Source organism: Roseburia sp. AF22-2LB (assembly GCF_003461125.1).
Lineage (GTDB): Bacteria > Bacillota > Clostridia > Lachnospirales > Lachnospiraceae > Roseburia_C > Roseburia_C amylophila.
This window is the reverse complement of record NZ_QTWM01000002.1, coordinates 296299-314437: the sequence shown is the minus strand read 5'-3', so window position 1 is coordinate 314437 and position 18139 is coordinate 296299. Positions and strand designations below refer to the sequence as shown.

The following is an 18139-nucleotide window of genomic DNA, read 5'->3' as shown; positions in this document are numbered from 1 at the left end:
CATATGCCGTATTATTATTGGTGGGACCCGACTTATTTCTTAGTAATTATAGGTGCAGTAATCTGCCTTCTGGCATCTGCCCATGTAAACAATACGTTTAAAAAATATTCAAAATACCGCAGTATGTCTGGGATGACAGGAGCACAGGCGGCACAGAGAATCTTAAATGCAGCAGGCATTTATGATGTGGAAATCCGCCATATTTCCGGAAACCTTACCGACCATTATGACCCGAGAAATAAGACCTTAAGTCTTTCGGACAGCGTCTATGGAGCTGCATCAGTTGCAGCAGTTGGTGTGGCAGCCCATGAGTGCGGACATGCCATCCAGCATCAGAAGAATTATGCACCGCTTACCATTCGTGGTGCCATTGTTCCGGTAGCAAATATCGGTTCTACACTGGCATGGCCGCTGATCCTGATTGGATTATTTATCAGCAGCCGCAGTGGTCAGGCATTGATTACAGCAGGAATCATCTGCTTTTCACTGGCAGTATTATTTCAGATTGTAACACTTCCGGTAGAATTTAATGCATCGAGAAGAGCAGTAAGAATCCTTGGAGAGACAGGCATCTTAGGAGAACAGGAACTGGGCTATACGAGAAAAGTTTTAGGAGCAGCGGCGTTAACCTATGTGGCGGGAGCAGCTTCAGCAATTCTTCAGTTACTGCGTCTGATATTATTATTTGGAGGACGACGGGATGACTGAATCGGTGAACAGCCGGGAACTGGTGCTTGCAATTTTGCTGGCGGTAACAAAGGATGGCATATACAGCCATGTGGCGATTTCTGATGTACTGACCAAATATCAGTATCTTGAGAAACAGGAGCGCAGCTTTATTACCAGAATCAGCGAGGGCACCCTGGAGCGTATGCTGGAGCTTGATTATATTATCAATCAGTTTTCCAGTGTGAAGGTGAATAAAATGAAGCCGGTAATCCGTTGTATTATCCGGAGTGCCGTCTATGAAATGAAATATATGGACAGTGTTCCGGTATCGGCTTCCTGCAACGAAGCAGTAAAGCTTGCAAAGAAAAAAGGCTTTGGCAAGCTTTCCGGATTTGTCAATGGAGTGCTTCGGAATATCGGAAGAAATCTTGATAAGATTATATACCCGGATAAGGAAAAATCTTATAAACAGTATTTATCCGTAACCTGTTCCATCCCGGAATGGATGATTACACTCTGGGAGAAAAATTATTCCTTAGAACGGATTGAAAAGATAGCAGAAGCATTTTTGAAAGAAGAACCACTGACTATAAGGTGTAATATTACAAAGATTACACCGGAAGCATTGGTGGAGCGCTTGAAAAATCGTGGCATGGAAGTGAACATAGATGAAAAACTTCCTTATGCATTGCATGTAAGAGGTGTGGATTATCTTGGCAGCATTCCGGAATTTGCGGAAGGACTTTTTTATGTGCAGGATTTAAGCTCCATGAAGGTGGCTGAGGCGGCAGAGGTAAAAGCAAATGATACTGTCATTGATGTGTGCGGAGCACCCGGTGGAAAGAGTATACATATTGCACAGCTGCTTTCCGGCAGTGGAAGGGTCATCACCAGGGATGTCAGTGAGTATAAGGTCTCTTTGATAGAAGAGAATATCAGACGTCATCAGGTGACCAATATGACAGCCGAGCAGTGGGATGCCCGTGTATCAGATAAAGGCAGTATCGGCAAAGCAGATGTAGTTATTGCCGATTTACCATGTTCCGGACTGGGTGTGCTCCGGAAGAAACCGGATATCAAATACCGGATGCAGCCGGAAGATATCAAGTCACTGATCGCATTACAGCGGGAGATTTTATCCACGGTTCATCAGTATGTGAAGCCGGGTGGCAGAATGATTTACAGTACCTGCACCATTGATGCGGGAGAGAATGAAGAAAATGTTGCGTGGTTTATGGCAAATCATAAAGAATTTGAAGTAGAAAGCATGGAACAGATTCTGCCGGATGAATTAGGCAGTGACGGATTTTTCATTGCCAGATTAAGGAAACAGAATGTATGATAGAAAAAGTTGATGTAAAATCCTTGAATTTAAAAGAATTAGAAGAATTTCTTTTGTCTCTGGGAGAGAAGAAATTCCGGGCAAAGCAGATATATGAATGGATGCACATCCATCATGTCACCTCCTTTGATGAAATGACAAATCTTTCGAAGAATTTAAGGGAGACATTAAAAGAGAAAGCAGACCTTATAGTATTAGAAGAAGAACTGGTACAGATTTCGAAGATTGACGGAACGAGAAAGTACTTATTTGCATTGGCAGATGGGAATATGATAGAAAGTGTGCTGATGAAATATAAGCATGGCAATTCCGTATGTGTTTCTTCCCAGGTGGGCTGCCGTATGGGCTGCCGGTTCTGTGCATCAACACTGGACGGACTGGTGCGTAATCTGACACCATCGGAAATCTTAGAGCAGATATACCGGATTCAGGAGAGCATCGGAGAACGTATTTCCAATGTGGTAGTCATGGGAAGCGGAGAACCTATGGATAATTATGATAATATTGTAAAATTCATTGAACTGCTGACAGACGAGCATGGACTTCATATCAGCCAGAGAAATCTTACGGTATCTACCTGTGGACTGGTGCCACGGATGAAGCAGCTCGCTGATTTGAAACTTCAGATTACACTGGCACTTTCCCTGCATGCATCCTCACAGGAAAAGAGGAAAGAGCTGATGCCGGTTGCCAACAGTTATGAGCTTTCCGAGGTCTTAGATGCCTGCAGATATTATTTTGACAAGACAGGACGAAGAATCACTTTTGAGTACAGTCTGGTGGGCGGCGTCAATGATACGGATGAGGATGCAGAGCGGCTGGTTAAGCTGGTTTCCGGCATGAACTGCCACATTAATCTGATTCCGGTAAATCCCATTAAAGAGCGGGATTATGTGCAGTCAGACCATGAGGAAATCCTCAAATTTAAAAATAAACTTGAAAAAAACGGAATTAATGTTACTATTAGAAGGGAAATGGGCAGAGATATTGATGGTGCCTGTGGACAGTTAAGAAAGAAATTTTTAGAAAGGTAGGTGGACTATCATGAAGACTTTTTCAATTACAGATATCGGACAAAAGCGCAGCTCCAATCAGGACTATGTCTTTTCCTCTGAGCAGCCGATTGGTAATCTGCCAAATCTTTTCATTGTTGCAGATGGAATGGGAGGACATAAAGCAGGAGATTATGCTTCCAGATATACGGTAGAGACATTGGAGAAGCTGATTCGTGAGTCGACATTGTCAGAGCCGGCTGCAATTATTGAGTCTGCAGTAAAGCAGGCAAATACCATGCTGTTAGAGGAAGCGAATAACCATGAGGAAATGAAGGGAATGGGAACTACTCTGGTAATTTGTACCATTCATGACAATGTGCTTACGGTTGCCAATGTGGGAGACAGCAGACTATATGTAGTAAATCAGGAAATCAGGCAGATTACGAAAGACCATTCGCTGGTAGAAGAAATGGTGCGGATGGGTGAGATGGACAAAGAAACAGCCCGGAATCACCGTGATAAAAACATTATTACAAGGGCAATCGGAGCAGTCCCGGAAGTGGATGTGGATTTCTTTGAGATTAATCTGGATCCGGAAGATGAAATACTTATGTGTACCGATGGATTAACCAACATGGTAGAGGATGCAGATATCAGAAATATTATGCTCAGTCAGCGTGATATTGCAGAACAAGCAGAAAGACTGGTAAAGACTGCCAATGAAAATGGCGGTAAAGACAACATTACAGTAATTGTAATAAAACCATTTTCGGATGAGGTGAAGATATGTTAACAGAGGGAATGTTTATCGCAGAACGTTATGAAATTATTGGGAAAATAGGCGCAGGCGGAATGTCTGATGTTTATAAGGCAAAGGATCATGTCTTAGGACGTTTTGTGGCAATTAAAGTTTTAAAGCAGGAATTCAGTGAAGATGTTAATTTTGTGACAAAGTTCCGTACAGAGGCACAGTCAGCAGCAGGCTTAGAGCATCCAAACATCGTAAATATCTATGATGTCGGAAGCGAAAACGGCATGCATTATATTGTCATGGAGTATGTGGATGGAATCACATTAAAGACATATATTGAGAAGAAAGGCAAACTGACTTACAAAGAAGCAGTCAGCATTGCCATTCAGGTAGGCAGAGGTATTGAGGCTGCACACAATAAAAATATTGTGCACCGTGATATCAAGCCACAGAATATTATTATTTCCACAGAAGGAAAAGTAAAGGTAACCGATTTTGGAATTGCCCGTGCAGCAACTTCCAACACCATTAATTCTGATGTTATGGGTTCCGTACATTATTCTTCTCCGGAGCAGGCAAGAAACGGTTTCGTAGATGGCAAGAGTGATATTTATTCTCTTGGAATTGTCATGTATGAAATGGTAACCGGAAGAGTTCCTTTTGATGGAGATACTACCGTTGCAGTAGCAATCCAGCATTTACAGGAAGAAATGGTTCCACCAACCGCGTATACACCGGACCTTCCAATCAGCTTGGAGAAGATTATTTTAAAATGTACACAGAAGAACCCGGACCGCCGTTATGAGAATATGGGCGAACTGTTGATTGATTTAAAGAAATGTCTGATTAGTCCGAATGAAGATTTTGTTACCATGGTTCCACTTGGCAGCAATGATAAGACAAGAGTCATCGGACAGGATGAATTAGAGCAGATCCGGGAAGGCTCCGGAAAAGTTTCCTATGATGAAGAGGAAGAAGCAGGAGAGGAGGAAGAAGCAGGAGAGGAAGAAGAACCGGATGAGGATGAATTAACAGAGGATGAGGAGAAGGAGAATGGAATTCTCAATCCGAAGATGGAAAAAGCAGTTACTATTATGGGAATTGTCGCTGCAGTTATCATCGTAGGAATCGTCATTTGCCTGGTTGGTAATATCCTTGGAATTTTCCGATTTGGCGGCAACAAGAAAAATGATACCGAGACAGAGATTGCAACAGAAACCGAAACAGACACCGAAGATAAAATCGAAATGATTGATTTGCGTGGTCTTACTTTTGAAGAAGCACAGAATGAAATCAAAGATAAGAAGCTTGATATCAAGTTAGAAGAAGGCGAGGAGATTTCCTCTGATGATTATGAGGAAGGACAGATTGCCGAGCAGAGTGTGAAGAAGGGTGAATCTGTAAAGGCTGGCGATACCGTTACTGTCCGTATCAGCAGCGGAGCAGGAGATGTTCCGATTCCTGACGTAGCCGGTTATAAGTCTTCGGAAGCACAGAAAAAATTAGAGGATATGGGCTTTAAGGTAAGCACGGATTATGATTACAGCGATACCGTACAGCAGGATTATGTTATCAAGACTACACCGGATATCGGAACCAATGCGAAGAAGGGTGATACCATTACCCTGATTTTAAGCCGTGGTATTGAAAGCGTACAGGTACCGGATGTCAGAGGACACTCAGAAACTGATGCGAAAAACGAATTAACCGGTGCAGGCTTAAATGTTACAACCAAAACCGATTACAGTGATGATGTGGCAGAAGGTCTTGTTATCAGTCAGGATCCGGTAAATGGCAAATTTGTTGACCGTGGAACAACCGTTACCCTGACCATCAGTTTAGGCAAGAAGACCACATACTATTCTTATAAGAGTGATACATTAGCAGTACCGCAGGATGGCAAGAATTATACCGGCGGAACCGTTACACTGAAAGGTTCTGATGGAAGTACCCTCTGGACAACAACCTTCGAGGGAACAACACCTGGTTCTGTGAATGTAGATAATATTAAAAATATGAGCAGCGGTACCCTTGAGGTTGATTGGACATATACCAACGAAGATGGTACAACAGGAACCAATGTGGTATCGACCTCTGTAAACTTTACTGAAAAATAAGGATGCACATGCAGGGAAAAATAGTCAAAGGAATTTCCGGATTCTACTACGTTCATGTAGTGGAATCCGGAATTTATGAATGTAAGGCAAAAGGAATATTCCGCCAGCAGAAGATGAAACCGCTGGTGGGAGATGATGTAGAGATTGATATTATTTCAGAAGAAAAGAAGACCGGAAATGTCGCAGCAATTCTTCCAAGAAAAAATGCACTGATTCGTCCGGCAGTTGCCAATGTGGACCAGGCTCTTTTGATTTTCGCGGCGGCAAGTCCCAATCCCAATTTTAATCTTTTGGACCGCTTTCTGGTAATGATGGGACGGCAGGATGTTCCGGTAATCCTTTGTTTTAATAAGTGTGATTTGATTACGGAGGAACAGCAGCAGGAGATTGCATCTATTTATGAAGCAAGCGGCTGTAAGATACTCTTTGTCAGTGCAAAAAAGGAACTGGGACTGAAAGAACTTCAGAAAATATTAGAAGGAAAGACTACAACGGTAGCAGGACCTTCTGGAGTGGGAAAATCTTCACTTATTAATCTTTTAGCACCGGAAGCCTGTATGGAGACCGGTGAAATCAGTAAGAAGATAGAGCGCGGTCGTCATACCACAAGACATGCGGAACTGATTCAGCTTAAGGGCGACGGTTATATTATGGATACACCGGGATTTAGTTCTCTTTATCTTCCGGAAATGGAGAAGGAAGAATTGCAGGATTGTTATCCGGAGTTTGCAGCCTTTGAACCGTATTGCAGATTTCATGGCTGTTCCCATATCAGTGAGCCGGACTGCGGAGTCAAAGAAGCTTTATCAGAAGGAAAGATTCATCCGGTGCGTTATGAAAATTACTGCCAGCTTTATGGAGAATTAAAGGACAGAAAGAAGTATTAAATAATTAGAGTATCGAAAGAGAAGAGATAGAAAATAGGATATCGAAAATAAAGTACAGCCAAATAAGATACGAAAGAAATATCAGATACAGAAAGGAATCAGACAATGAATTGTTTATCCCCATCTATTTTATCAGCAGATTTTAGTAAATTAGGAGAAGAGATTAAGACGGTAGATGAAGCCGGGGCGCAGTACATTCATATCGATGTAATGGATGGAAGCTTTGTGCCAAGCATTTCTTTTGGAATGCCGGTCATCCGTTCTATCCGGAAATGCACCGATAAAATGTTTGATGTTCATCTGATGATTGATGAGCCAATCCGTTATATTGATGAGCTGGTAGACTGCGGAGCAGATTTGATTACGGTGCATGCAGAAAGCTGTAAGCACTTAGACCGGACCATTGAAGCTATTAAGGAACGTGGCATCATTGCAGGAGTAGCATTAAATCCTGCTACACCATTAACTGCCATTGAACATATTTTAGAAAAAGTGGATATGGTATTAATCATGACAGTAAATCCGGGCTTTGGCGGACAGAAGCTGATTCCTTATACTATCGATAAAGTGCGTCAGTTAAAGAAAATGGTGCAGGAGCGGAAGCTGAAGCTTGATATTGAAGTGGATGGCGGCGTAAACCTTTCCAATGTTGAAACATTGATGGATGCAGGAGCAAATATTATTGTTGCCGGAAGCGCAGTTTTTGGCGGAGATGCGGAAGAGAACACCAGATGTTTCTTAAATCTCATTAATGGTGGTAAATAAGATGAAAACATTGATTATCAATGGCGGAACCATAGAGGATGCATTTGCATTAAGTTATATAGAACGGGTAAAACCGGATTGTATCTTAGCAGCAGACCGTGGCATGGAATTCTGTTACCGCAATCAGATAAAACCGGATGTCATATTAGGAGATTATGATTCGGCAGATAAAACCATATTGGAAGCATTTCGACGGCAAAGCGGCATTGAGTGGCACCAGTATCAGCCGGAGAAGGATTATACCGATTCTGAAATTGCCATCGGAAAAGCTATGGAGCGAAACAGCAGTGAAATCCATATATTGGGCGGCACCGGCACAAGGCTTGACCATGTGTTAGGTAATATACAGCTTCTGATGCAGCCGCTGGCAAAAGATATTCCGTGCTTTCTCATAGATTTCCATAACCGGATTCGTCTGTTGAAAGAGCGCGCGGTTCTTCAAAAGAGTCAGCAGTTCGGAAAGTATGTATCCTTACTTCCTCTTACAACAGAAGTAACCGGAGTAACATTGACCGGAATGAAATATCCTCTGCAGGATGCCGCATTTACCAGTGATAATACATTGGGCGTCAGCAATGAAATTGTAGAGGATGAAGCGGTGATAGATTTAAAAAACGGAATATTGATTATGATTGAATCGAGAGACTGATTCTTAAGAGACTGAATTCTGTAAGACGGAAGGAGGTCTCTTTTTTGTTATTAAGCTTCTTCAGGCATGAGAACGAAGGAGTAAATAACTTTTTTTGTTTAGTAGAATAGTGGCACAGTCTGTCCGCCACCAATACATTATAAAGTCTGCTAGGAGCACTTGGAATTTCGTCCGACAACAGGCAACGCTGGCACAGGGAAGTGCCAGCGAGGCGCATTTGAACATGGATGTGAATATACGCCGGTTGCCGGAACTGATGAAAGATGCTATAGAAATTCTTAGTGCTCCGGCAGGCTTTATACCTGTATTGGTGGTGGACAGATTGTGCTGCTATTTTATTAAATGCAAAGAAAGGTATTTTCTATATCTTGACAAATCAAAAAAATATAGTACAATACAATTCATAGTAAATAAATAGGAAAAGGATGAAAAGAAAAAATGAACAGAAGTGTAAGAACAAAAATAACAGCACTCGGTCTTTGCGTAACATTAATGTTTACAGTACTGACAGGATGTGGAAATAAGGATACAAAGGAGACCTTAAGCACGGAGCAGCAGTCTGTGACAGAGGTAATTGAGAGTACAGAAAATGTGACAGAAGCAGGAAATGAAGTGACAGAGGGAGCCAGTGAAGAGAATCCGATTACTTTTACGGATGCACTGGGAAGAGATGTAACCGTAACTTCCCATGACCGTGTGGCAGCCATGATTGGAAGCTTTGCAGATGTCTGGTTATTATCCGGTGGTGAACTGGTGGCAACAGCCAATGATTCCTGGGAGTCATTAGACCTTGACTTAGGAGATGATGTGGTAAATCTTGGAAGTATTCAGGAGCCAAATACAGAAGCATTACTTGCCACACAGCCGGATCTTGTAATTGCAAGCACCAATACTACTTCTAATGTGGAGATGGAAAATATGCTGACAGAAGCAGGCGTTACAGTAGCATATTTTGATGTATCTGATTTTGACGCATATCTTCAGATGTTAGACATTTGTACAGATATTACCGGAAGAAAGGATTTATATGAAAAAAACGGACTTGATGTTCAGAAACAGATTGAAGAAATCAAGGCGAGAGTAGACGATTCCCATCCAAGCGTATTATTTTTACGTGCAGCAGCAAGTGGTGTAAAAGCCAAAGGAAGTGAAGGCAGCGTAGGTGGTGAGCTGTTAAAGGATTTGGGATGTGTGAATATTGCAGACAGTGACAGCGGATTATTGGATAATCTGAGCCTTGAAGCAATCGTAACCGCAGATCCGGATTATATTTTCGTGACTACACAGGGAACCGATACAGATGCGGCACTGGAAAATGTGCAGGAAACATTAATTGACAGTCCGGTATGGAGCAGTCTTACTGCAGTGAAAGAGAATCACTATTATGTACTGGATAAACGGCTTTACAACCTGAAACCAAATGCCCGCTGGGGAGAAGCGTATAAAGAACTGGCAGACATTTTATATCAGGAAAACTAAGACGCAGAAACTTAAGTGACAGAGTATAGGCAATAAAGGAGAATCGGGATGGGATATTTTCCATTTTTTGTGGAACTAAAAGGAAAAAGAGGACTGATTGTCGGTGGCGGTATTGTAGCAGAACGCAAGGTAAGAAAGCTGCTGCCTTATGAACCAGAGCTTCTGGTTGTTGCACCAAAGATTGATGATGGAATCTGGAAACTTTCCGAAGAAATAAAAGAGAAAAGAAAAAAGAACGCAGATACGTCGGAACTTATTTTATCCGAGCGGGATTTTGAAACTACAAATCTGGAAAAAATGGATTTTGTTATTGCGGCAACCTCGGATGAAACATTGAATGCAAGGATTGCAAAGCTTTGTGAAGAGAGGAATATTCTGGTAAATGTTGTAGATGATAAGGAAAAATGTGGATTCCTGTTCCCGTCACTGATTCGGGAAGGAAAGCTCAGTATCGGCATTTCTACCGAAGGAGCAAGTCCAAGAGTAGCAACCACGTTCCGTGCCCGGTTAAGCGCAGACATCCCGGAGCGGATGGAAGAAATCCTGGATTATCTTGAAAAGATTCGTCCTTTTGCAAAAATGGCAATCGAAGATGACAAAAAGAGAGCTGCTTTTCTGATGGAATTGGCAGATGTGTGTATGGGAAAAGGACGTCCCCTGACAGAAACTGAATGCGAAATTTTACTGGAAAATTATCGAAACAAGACATCAAAAGATGTACTTTCGGATAAAGGAGCACCTTCGGATAGGGAGACGCAATCTGGAAAAGATGTATATTCAGATAGAAAAATATCACCAGGAAAGGTAGTTCTGGTGGGAGCCGGTTGTCTGTCCTATGAATACATAACACTGCGCGGCATGCAGGAAATCAGAAAAGCACAGGTGCTGATTTATGATGCGTTAATTGATACAAGGCTTCTTGATTTTACCATTGAAAACTGTGAAAAAATCTGTGTAGGAAAACGCAGTGGCAGACACAGCATGAAGCAGGAAGAGATTAATATGCTGCTGATAGAGAAGGCAAAAGAAGGTGCGCATGTTGTAAGGTTAAAAGGCGGTGACCCATTTGTCTTTGGCAGAGGAAATGAAGAAGTAGACGCACTGACGGAGGAAGGCATTGAAACAGAAGTAATTCCCGGCATTTCCTCCTGCATTGCAGTGCCGGAGCTTGCCGGAATTCCGGTGACGGAGCGGAAGGTCAGCCGGAGCTTTCATGTAATGACCGGGCATTTTGCCGGAGATGAGGAATCATTAAAAGATGAGATTCACAAAATGGCTGCCATGGATGGAACCTGTGTCTTTCTGATGGGATACACAAGGCTTGCGGAGATTATAAGAGAATTACAAAACGGCGGTGCAGCGGCAGAGACACCGGTAGCAGTAATTCATGGAACTTCTGATGGAAGCAGCCGGGCAGCCTATGGAACACTTCTTACCATCGAAAAAGAAGTGCAGGAGAAACAGATTTCAATGCCGGCAGTGATTGTGGTAGGAGATACCGTCCGTTTACCGGAGTAAGAAAAAGAAAAAAATTCAGGACTTTTCGGAAAAACGAGGTCCTGAAAAAAATTTCTTACATTTCCTATTGACCATATATGAATTATAGGGTATTATGGTAAATAGTTACAGGAAAGGAGAAAAAAGGAAATGGCGAAAATAGCACAATCTCTGACAGAATTAGTTGGTAATACACCAATACTGGAACTGAAAAATTACGAAGAAGCAAAGCATCTTCCGGCACACCTTTTAGCAAAGCTTGAGTATTTTAATCCATTGGGCAGCGTAAAAGACCGTGTGGCAGAAGCAATGATAGAACAGGGAATAAAAGACGGGCTGATTAATGACAAGACCGTTATTATAGAACCGACCAGTGGCAATACCGGAATCGGGCTGGCATTTGTATGTGCGGCAAAGAAGCTGCATCTGATTTTAACCATGCCGGATACCATGAGTGTTGAGCGAAGAAAGATTGTAACAGCACTGGGAGCAGAAGTGGTACTGACCCAGGGACGGCTTGGCATGCGGGGCGCTATTGAGAAGGCGGCCCAGTTAAAAGAAGAATATGGAAATGCATTTATTCCGCAACAGTTTGAAAATCCGGTCAATCCAAAAATCCATGAGCTTACTACCGCAGAAGAAATCTGGCGGGATACGGACGGGAAGATAGACATCTTTGTAGCTTCCGTAGGAACCGGTGGAACACTGACCGGAACAGCAAGAGGCTTAAAGGCAAAGAAAGCAGACATTAAGATTGTGGCAGTAGAACCTGCAACTTCCGCCGTTCTTTCCGGAAAAGAACCGGGACCACATAAGATACAGGGAATTGGCGCAGGATTTATTCCGAAGGTTATGGATTTGTCACTGGTTGATGAGATTATTCCGGTAGATAATGATGTGGCATTTGATACCACAAGAGAAGTGGCAAAGACGGATGGACTCCTGATTGGAATCTCGTCCGGTGCAGTCTTACATGCAGCAGAAGAACTGGCAGGCAGACCGGAGAATAAAGATAAAAATATTGTTATCTTAATGCCGGACAGCGGAGAGCGGTATTTATCCACCTCTTTATTCGAATTATAAAATCAATGAAAAGAGATAGAAAGGAAATGTTGGGTGACATGCAAAAGAGCAGAAAACAGCAGGGAAAGAAAACTACATATCGTTACCACATCACTGCACTTTTGCTTGCAGTCATGATGTTGCTGCTCAGTGGATGTGGTAGACAAAAGAGTGATGTCATTACCATAACCAATGTTTCCTATGACCCAACCAGAGAGTTTTATGAAGCATATAATAAAATGTTCATACAGCATTATGAAGCAGAAACCGGAAAAAAAGTGGAAGTCATCCAGTCTCATGGAGGCTCCGGCATGCAGGCACGTTCCGTAGTGGAAGGTTGTAATGCGGATGTGGTGACACTGGCACTGGCACATGACATTTCGTTGATAGAGGATACCGGATTGATTAATGAGGGCTGGATGGATCAGTTCCCGGATCAATCCGCACCATATACTTCAACCATTGTCTTTCTGGTACGAAAGGGAAATGAGAGAAATATCAAAGACTGGGATGATTTGATTCAACCGGGTGTTGAAGTAATCACGCCGGACCCGAAGAGCAGCGGCGGTGCATGCTGGAACTTTCTGGCAGCATTAAGCTATGCAAAGGAAAAGGGTTACAGTGAAGCAGAACAAAAGAAATTTTTAAAAGAACTTTATGCCAACGTTTCCGTGATGGATTCCGGAGCAAGAGGTTCCACAACCACCTTTGTGGAAAATGGAAAAGGCGATGTACTGATTGCATGGGAAAATGAAGCCATGACAGTACTTAAGAATTATCCGGGAGAATATGAACTGATTTCTCCGACGGTCAGTATCTTAGCACAGCCCAGTGTGGCAGTGGTAGATGATAATGTAGATTTCAATGGAACAAGAGATGTGGCAGAAGCATATTTATCTTATTTATATGAAGATGATGCACAGCGGCTCGCCGCAGAGAATGGTTACCGTCCATCCAATCAGGAAATTTTAAAGGAATATGAAGATACCTTTGACCTGACGATGACACTTTGGAGCATTGATGATTTTGGTGGCTGGGATCAGGCATACAAAGATTATTTTGATGATGATGCCTGGTTCGATGAGATATATAACTACTAGAAGAAGAGGCAAGTATGAAAAGACGATTCCGTAAAAATAAAAAAATCAGAGTCATACCGGGATTTCATTTAACGCTTGGAATTACAGTTACAATGCTTTCACTGATTGTACTGATTCCACTGGCATCCGTAATGGTATATTCCTTAAAGTTATCTCTGTCAGAATTTTTCGGACTTCTGACCAAGTCAAATGTATTATATGCATTTGCCACCAGCATCGGATGTTCTTTCTTAGCAGCATGTATCAATGTGGTGTTTGGTGTGATATTAGCCTGGACGCTGACCCGGTATGATTTTCCGGGAAAACGGATTTTAGATGGATTTATTGAACTTCCATTTGCACTGCCTACTGCAGTTGCAGGTATTACTTTATCAAAGATGTATTCTGACACCGGAGTCATCGGAAAGCCGTTAGCAGTCCTTGGAATAAAAGCAGCATATACCCATGTGGGACTGGTCATTGCACTGGTATTTGTGGGAATTCCATTTGTCGTGCGTTCCGTTCAGCCAATATTGGAAAAATTGGATGGACAGTATGAAGAGGCAGCTTATATCCTTGGAGCAACGCCTTCGAAAACATTTTTCAAAGTAATCTTATCTGAGATGAAACCGGCAATTTTAACCGGATTTGGACTGGCATTTGCCAGAGGGGTAGGAGAATATGGAAGCGTTATCTACATATCCGGCAACAGTGCCAAGGAGCATACACAGGTAATTTCCTATGTTATTATGCAGAAATTAAATTATATCGATTATGCCTCTGCAACAGCAATTGCACTGGTTATGTTAATCATATCATTCCTTATTTTATTTGCAGTGAATATCATTCAGATGAAGCAGGCGCAACGCACGAATCAGTTATAGAAGGAGAAAAGTATGAATGAGCTTGAAAAACTGGAAAAAAGAAAAAAACGTACGCGTCATATTCTGATTACAGTCAGTGTACTGTTCCTGTTCCTGATGCTGGTTCTTCCGCTGCTCTGCATCATTGCAAGTTCCTTAAAAGAAGGATTTGCCTTTTACATGCAGTCCATCCGGACAGATTATGTAAAGAGTGCTTTAAAGGTAACTCTGATTGCAACAGTGGCAGCGGTGGTGATTAACACATTCTTTGGATTATGTGTTTCCTGGCTTTTAACCAAGTTTTCCTTCCGAGGAAAACAGGTGCTGGCAACCTTAATCGATATTCCGTTTTCCATTTCACCGGTTATCGTGGGACTGGCATTTTTGATGACATTTGGAAGACTGGGCTGGACATATCCATTTATCCGGGCAATCAACCAGTTCTTTGGAACAAATATCAGAATCGCTTTTGCAATTCCGGGCGTTATTTTAGCAACGGTATTTGTAACATTCCCTTATGTATCAAGGGAAGTGATTCCGGTTTTAAATGCCCAGGGCAAGGACGAAGAGGAAGCAGCAGCCCTGATGGGAGCCGGCGGACTGAAAATCTTTTTTAAGATTACCTTCCCGCAGATGAAATGGGCATTGCTCTATGGAGTCATTCTTTGTACCTCGAGAGCGTTGGGAGAGTTCGGTGCGGTCAATGCTCTGTCAAAGACAAGAGGAGAGACCTTTACACTTCCACTGGAAATCGATGCATTATATATGTCGGGTACAGAGCAGTCCGTTACTGCAGCATTTGCAGTATCCTCGCTTTTGGTTATTCTGGCAGTTATTATATTATTCCTTCGAAATATTCTGGAATATCGGGCAAAATCAAGAAGGGAGAGCCACTGATATGTATGTTGAAATGAAAGATATATGCAAACAATATGGTAGTTTTAAAGCTTCTGATCATGTCAGCTTTGGCATTGAAAAAGGAAAACTGGTGGCACTGCTTGGACCATCCGGCAGTGGAAAGACAACACTGCTTCGTATGATTGCAGGACTGGAAATTCCAAATTCCGGAGATATTTACATCGGCGGAAAACGGGTCAATGATGTACCGGCTTCCAAACGAGGCATCGGATTTGTTTTTCAGAATTACGCATTGTTCCGCTATATGACGGTATATGACAATGTGGCATTTGGACTGGAGCTTCAGAAGGTGCCAAAGAAAGAGATTAAGAAGCGGGTAATGGAGCTTTTGGAGATTACCGGACTTTCCGGTATGGAGAAGCGGTATCCGAACCAGTTGTCCGGCGGACAGCGGCAGAGAGTTGCTTTTGCAAGGGCATTGGCACCAAGACCACAGGTACTGCTTCTGGATGAACCGTTTGCAGCAATTGATGCCAAAGTTCGTTCGGAATTAAGACTCTGGCTTCGTAGTGTGGTTACAAAGCTTGGAATCACCAGCATTTTTGTAACCCATGACCAGGATGAAGCCGTTGAGGTGGCAGATGAGATTATCATTACCAATCACGGAACCATCGAACAGATTGGAACACCGGCAGAGATTTATAATACACCGGATACTCCGTTTGTAGCACAGTTTATTGGACGTTCTTCCCTGGTGGAACATTACGAAGAGCTGCATGGATTTGATAAAATCGAGGGCGCAGCGAAAGCAGTCATCCGACCGGAATTTGTAAAGATACATAAATTTGGCAAAATTGACCGCTATATGAGTGCATCCCAGGATGGCATTGTAAAGGATATCGTATTCCGTGGAAACCGTCTGGATGTTACGGTAGACGTAGGCGGCATAGAGATAATCTGTGAATGGCCATTGGAAAAAGAAAGTCTTGAAATCGGAGAGAAGGTAAGCCTTTTGATTTACCGGTTATATGTGCTGGATAAAGAGCGGACGTATCTCTGTGAAAATAAAGAAATGCAGGAGGATGATGTATTCTACATCTAAGTTGCTATGGAAATTAAAAACAGAAAAATATTGGATACAGACATTTTAATTATTGGCGGTGGAACCGCAGGCTGTTATGCAGCACTGACCATTGCAGAACAGTCCGATGCGAAAGTTATCATTGCAGAGAAAGCCAACATCAAAAGAAGCGGCTGTCTTGCAGCCGGAGTAAATGCCATTAATGCATATATCGTAGAGGGCAGAAAGCCGGAAGATTATGTGGATTATGCCAAAAAGGATGCAGACGGCATCGTAAGAGAGGATTTACTTCTTACCATGTCGGAGGGCTTAAACCGTGTAACAGAGAAAATGGAGAAGCTTGGTCTTGTCATTTTAAAAGATGAGAATGGTAAATATGTGGCAAGAGGAAACCGGAATATCAAAATCAACGGTGAGAATATCAAGCCGTTACTTGCTTCTGCAGTAGAGGTACTGCCAAATGTTACGATTTTAAACCGGGTGGCAATTACCGATTATCTGGTAAAGGAGAACAGGATTTATGGTGCAGTGGGATTTTCCATTGAAAATGAGACAGCAGTAGAAATCCGGGCGAAGAAAGTGCTTTGTGCAACCGGTGGAGCATCCGGTCTTTACCGGCCGAACAATCCGGGATTCTCCAGACATAAGATGTGGTATCCACCATTTAATACCGGAGCCGGTTATGCCATGGGAATTGAGTCGGGAGCAGAGATGACCACCTTTGAAATGCGTTTTATTGCACTGCGTTGCAAAGATACCATCGCACCGACCGGAACCATTGCACAGGGTGTGGGGGCAAAGCAGGTAAATGCCCTTGGTGAAGTGTATGAGACAAAATACGGACTTACCACTTCACAGCGTGTGTATGGAACCGTAAAAGAGAATTTATTAGGACACGGTCCATGTTATCTTCGGACAGAAGGAATCAGTGCCGAGCAGGACGATTCCTTAAAGAAAGCTTATCTTAACATGGCACCAAGCCAGACCTTAAAATGGATCGAACAGGGAAAGAACCCAAGTGAGCAGAATGTGGAAATCGAAGGAACCGAGCCGTATGTGGTAGGTGGACATACCGCCAGTGGTTACTGGGTTGACACCAGAAGAGAATCTACGATTCACGGACTGTATGCAGCCGGAGATGTGGCAGGAGGCTGTCCACAGAAATATGTAACAGGAGCCATGGTCGAGGGCGAGATTGCAGCAAAGGCAATGGTAGAAGACCTTGCAAAAGAAAAGGCTGCAAGCTATGAAATGACGGAAGAAGAAAAAGCATTCTGTGACAACAGATTTGAAGAAAAGATGAAGGAGTATGATAAGATTTTAACAAATCAGTCCGGTTTATATGATACGGAACAATTAGAAGAAGCCATGCAGAAGGTAATGGATACCTATGCAGGCGGAATCAGTAATCATTATCAGTTTAATGAAAACCAGCTGAATCTGGCAGAAGAGAAAATCGAAAAGTTAAAGGAACTTTCGAAGGGGCTTGGAGCTTCCAATATGCATGAGCTGATGTTTGTCTATGAGCTTAAGAACCGGCTGACGGTCTGTGAGACACTGATTTATCATCTGAGAGCCAGAAAGGAAACCCGATGGCACAGTTTTGCAGAAAACTTAGATTATCCGGATAAGAGTGATGAGTGGTTAAAATATGTCAATACCAGAAAAGAAAATGGTAAAATCCATGTGCTCTTCCGGGAATTAGTAAAGCGAGGTGAGACCTATGAGCATAGCTATTAATCAAAGCAAATGTGTGGGATGCGGCAGATGCAGTCAGGTCTGTCCGGGAACTCTGATTGGAATGGGTTCTGACGGAAAGGCATGTATGCTCTATCCGAAGGACTGCTGGGGCTGCTGCTCCTGTATTAAAGAATGTAAGGCAGATGCCATAGCACTTTACCTGGGAGCCGATATGGGCGGCATGGGAAGTAAGATGAGTGTTGCAAGCCGGGAACAGTATCTGGACTGGAAGATAGAGAAAAGGGATGGCACCGTAGAGACCATCGTTATCGACAGAAAGCAATCGAATCAATATTAATAAATCG

Annotated in this window: 17 protein-coding genes; all 17 read left to right on the top strand. The window is 42.7% G+C overall.

Annotated features, from left to right (window positions below):
- The first annotated feature begins 3 nt into the window (after positions 1–3).
- The 17 genes from DWX96_RS04275 to DWX96_RS04190 all read left to right on the top strand — a co-directional run bounded on the left by DWX96_RS04275 (position 4) and on the right by DWX96_RS04190 (position 18132).
- Positions 4–708 carry a zinc metallopeptidase gene (locus tag DWX96_RS04275; RefSeq protein ID WP_118056833.1) on the top strand — a complete coding sequence of 235 codons (705 nt, stop codon included), beginning with the start codon at positions 4–6 and terminating at the stop codon, positions 706–708.
- The gene (gene rsmB / locus DWX96_RS04270) at positions 701–2011 is read left to right on the top strand and encodes a 16S rRNA (cytosine(967)-C(5))-methyltransferase RsmB (RefSeq protein ID WP_118056832.1); all 1311 of its coding nucleotides are present in this window, start codon (positions 701–703) and stop codon (positions 2009–2011) included. Before DWX96_RS04275 ends, rsmB begins: the two co-directional genes overlap by 8 nt.
- Positions 2008–3045 carry a 23S rRNA (adenine(2503)-C(2))-methyltransferase RlmN gene (gene rlmN, locus DWX96_RS04265; protein ID WP_022243174.1) on the top strand — a complete coding sequence of 346 codons (1038 nt, stop codon included), beginning with the start codon at positions 2008–2010 and terminating at the stop codon, positions 3043–3045. Before rsmB ends, rlmN begins: the two co-directional genes overlap by 4 nt.
- 10 nt (positions 3046–3055) lie before the next feature.
- Positions 3056–3799, top strand: coding sequence for a Stp1/IreP family PP2C-type Ser/Thr phosphatase (locus DWX96_RS04260; RefSeq protein WP_022243173.1), 744 nt, complete (start codon positions 3056–3058; stop codon positions 3797–3799).
- A complete protein-coding gene (pknB, locus tag DWX96_RS04255) occupies positions 3793–5874 on the top strand; it encodes a Stk1 family PASTA domain-containing Ser/Thr kinase (protein WP_118056831.1) in 2082 nt (693 codons plus the stop codon). Before DWX96_RS04260 ends, pknB begins: the two co-directional genes overlap by 7 nt.
- Positions 5875–5882: 8 nt before the next feature.
- Positions 5883–6761, top strand: coding sequence for a ribosome small subunit-dependent GTPase A (gene rsgA / locus DWX96_RS04250; RefSeq protein ID WP_118056830.1), 879 nt, complete (start codon positions 5883–5885; stop codon positions 6759–6761).
- A 105-nt stretch (positions 6762–6866) separates the two neighbouring features.
- On the top strand, positions 6867–7526 hold the full coding sequence (rpe, locus tag DWX96_RS04245; RefSeq protein ID WP_118056829.1) for a ribulose-phosphate 3-epimerase: 660 nt from the start codon (positions 6867–6869) through the stop codon (positions 7524–7526).
- Position 7527: 1 nt separating this feature from the next.
- The gene (locus DWX96_RS04240; RefSeq protein WP_118056949.1) at positions 7528–8175 is read left to right on the top strand and encodes a thiamine diphosphokinase; all 648 of its coding nucleotides are present in this window, start codon (positions 7528–7530) and stop codon (positions 8173–8175) included.
- A 438-nt stretch (positions 8176–8613) separates the two neighbouring features.
- Positions 8614–9654, top strand: coding sequence for an ABC transporter substrate-binding protein (locus DWX96_RS04230; protein WP_118056827.1), 1041 nt, complete (start codon positions 8614–8616; stop codon positions 9652–9654).
- 48 nt (positions 9655–9702) lie between these two features.
- On the top strand, positions 9703–11172 hold the full coding sequence (gene cobA, locus DWX96_RS04225; RefSeq protein WP_118056826.1) for a uroporphyrinogen-III C-methyltransferase: 1470 nt from the start codon (positions 9703–9705) through the stop codon (positions 11170–11172).
- 129 nt (positions 11173–11301) lie between these two features.
- Positions 11302–12234 carry a cysteine synthase A gene (gene cysK, locus DWX96_RS04220; RefSeq protein ID WP_117946590.1) on the top strand — a complete coding sequence of 311 codons (933 nt, stop codon included), beginning with the start codon at positions 11302–11304 and terminating at the stop codon, positions 12232–12234.
- Positions 12235–12272: 38 nt separating this feature from the next.
- Positions 12273–13313, top strand: a complete 1041-nt coding sequence (locus DWX96_RS04215) for a sulfate ABC transporter substrate-binding protein (protein ID WP_118056948.1) — start codon at positions 12273–12275, stop codon at positions 13311–13313.
- 14 nt (positions 13314–13327) lie between these two features.
- A complete protein-coding gene (cysT, locus tag DWX96_RS04210) occupies positions 13328–14176 on the top strand; it encodes a sulfate ABC transporter permease subunit CysT (protein WP_117946588.1) in 849 nt (282 codons plus the stop codon).
- 12 nt (positions 14177–14188) lie between these two features.
- Positions 14189–15052, top strand: a complete 864-nt coding sequence (locus tag DWX96_RS04205; RefSeq protein ID WP_118056825.1) for a sulfate ABC transporter permease — start codon at positions 14189–14191, stop codon at positions 15050–15052.
- 1 nt (position 15053) lies between these two features.
- On the top strand, positions 15054–16115 hold the full coding sequence (locus tag DWX96_RS04200) for an ABC transporter ATP-binding protein (RefSeq protein WP_118056824.1): 1062 nt from the start codon (positions 15054–15056) through the stop codon (positions 16113–16115).
- Between the two features lie 6 nt (positions 16116–16121).
- The gene (locus DWX96_RS04195) at positions 16122–17834 is read left to right on the top strand and encodes an adenylyl-sulfate reductase subunit alpha (protein WP_117946582.1); all 1713 of its coding nucleotides are present in this window, start codon (positions 16122–16124) and stop codon (positions 17832–17834) included.
- The gene (locus tag DWX96_RS04190) at positions 17818–18132 is read left to right on the top strand and encodes a 4Fe-4S dicluster domain-containing protein (protein WP_117946580.1); all 315 of its coding nucleotides are present in this window, start codon (positions 17818–17820) and stop codon (positions 18130–18132) included. The genes DWX96_RS04195 and DWX96_RS04190 overlap by 17 nt, the downstream gene beginning before the upstream one ends.
- Positions 18133–18139: the final 7 nt, after the last annotated feature.

What these genes read in the sequence shown, in the direction of transcription:
- DWX96_RS04275 (WP_118056833.1), top strand. Translation starts at nt 4, where the DNA reads ATGCCGTATTATTATTGGTGGGACCCGACTTATTTCTTAGTAATTATA.
- rsmB (WP_118056832.1), top strand. Translation starts at nt 701, where the DNA reads ATGACTGAATCGGTGAACAGCCGGGAACTGGTGCTTGCAATTTTGCTG.
- rlmN (WP_022243174.1), top strand. Translation starts at nt 2,008, where the DNA reads ATGATAGAAAAAGTTGATGTAAAATCCTTGAATTTAAAAGAATTAGAA.
- DWX96_RS04260 (WP_022243173.1), top strand. Translation starts at nt 3,056, where the DNA reads ATGAAGACTTTTTCAATTACAGATATCGGACAAAAGCGCAGCTCCAAT.
- pknB (WP_118056831.1), top strand. Translation starts at nt 3,793, where the DNA reads ATGTTAACAGAGGGAATGTTTATCGCAGAACGTTATGAAATTATTGGG.
- rsgA (WP_118056830.1), top strand. Translation starts at nt 5,883, where the DNA reads ATGCAGGGAAAAATAGTCAAAGGAATTTCCGGATTCTACTACGTTCAT.
- rpe (WP_118056829.1), top strand. Translation starts at nt 6,867, where the DNA reads ATGAATTGTTTATCCCCATCTATTTTATCAGCAGATTTTAGTAAATTA.
- DWX96_RS04240 (WP_118056949.1), top strand. Translation starts at nt 7,528, where the DNA reads ATGAAAACATTGATTATCAATGGCGGAACCATAGAGGATGCATTTGCA.
- DWX96_RS04230 (WP_118056827.1), top strand. Translation starts at nt 8,614, where the DNA reads ATGAACAGAAGTGTAAGAACAAAAATAACAGCACTCGGTCTTTGCGTA.
- cobA (WP_118056826.1), top strand. Translation starts at nt 9,703, where the DNA reads ATGGGATATTTTCCATTTTTTGTGGAACTAAAAGGAAAAAGAGGACTG.
- cysK (WP_117946590.1), top strand. Translation starts at nt 11,302, where the DNA reads ATGGCGAAAATAGCACAATCTCTGACAGAATTAGTTGGTAATACACCA.
- DWX96_RS04215 (WP_118056948.1), top strand. Translation starts at nt 12,273, where the DNA reads ATGCAAAAGAGCAGAAAACAGCAGGGAAAGAAAACTACATATCGTTAC.
- cysT (WP_117946588.1), top strand. Translation starts at nt 13,328, where the DNA reads ATGAAAAGACGATTCCGTAAAAATAAAAAAATCAGAGTCATACCGGGA.
- DWX96_RS04205 (WP_118056825.1), top strand. Translation starts at nt 14,189, where the DNA reads ATGAATGAGCTTGAAAAACTGGAAAAAAGAAAAAAACGTACGCGTCAT.
- DWX96_RS04200 (WP_118056824.1), top strand. Translation starts at nt 15,054, where the DNA reads ATGTATGTTGAAATGAAAGATATATGCAAACAATATGGTAGTTTTAAA.
- DWX96_RS04195 (WP_117946582.1), top strand. Translation starts at nt 16,122, where the DNA reads ATGGAAATTAAAAACAGAAAAATATTGGATACAGACATTTTAATTATT.
- DWX96_RS04190 (WP_117946580.1), top strand. Translation starts at nt 17,818, where the DNA reads ATGAGCATAGCTATTAATCAAAGCAAATGTGTGGGATGCGGCAGATGC.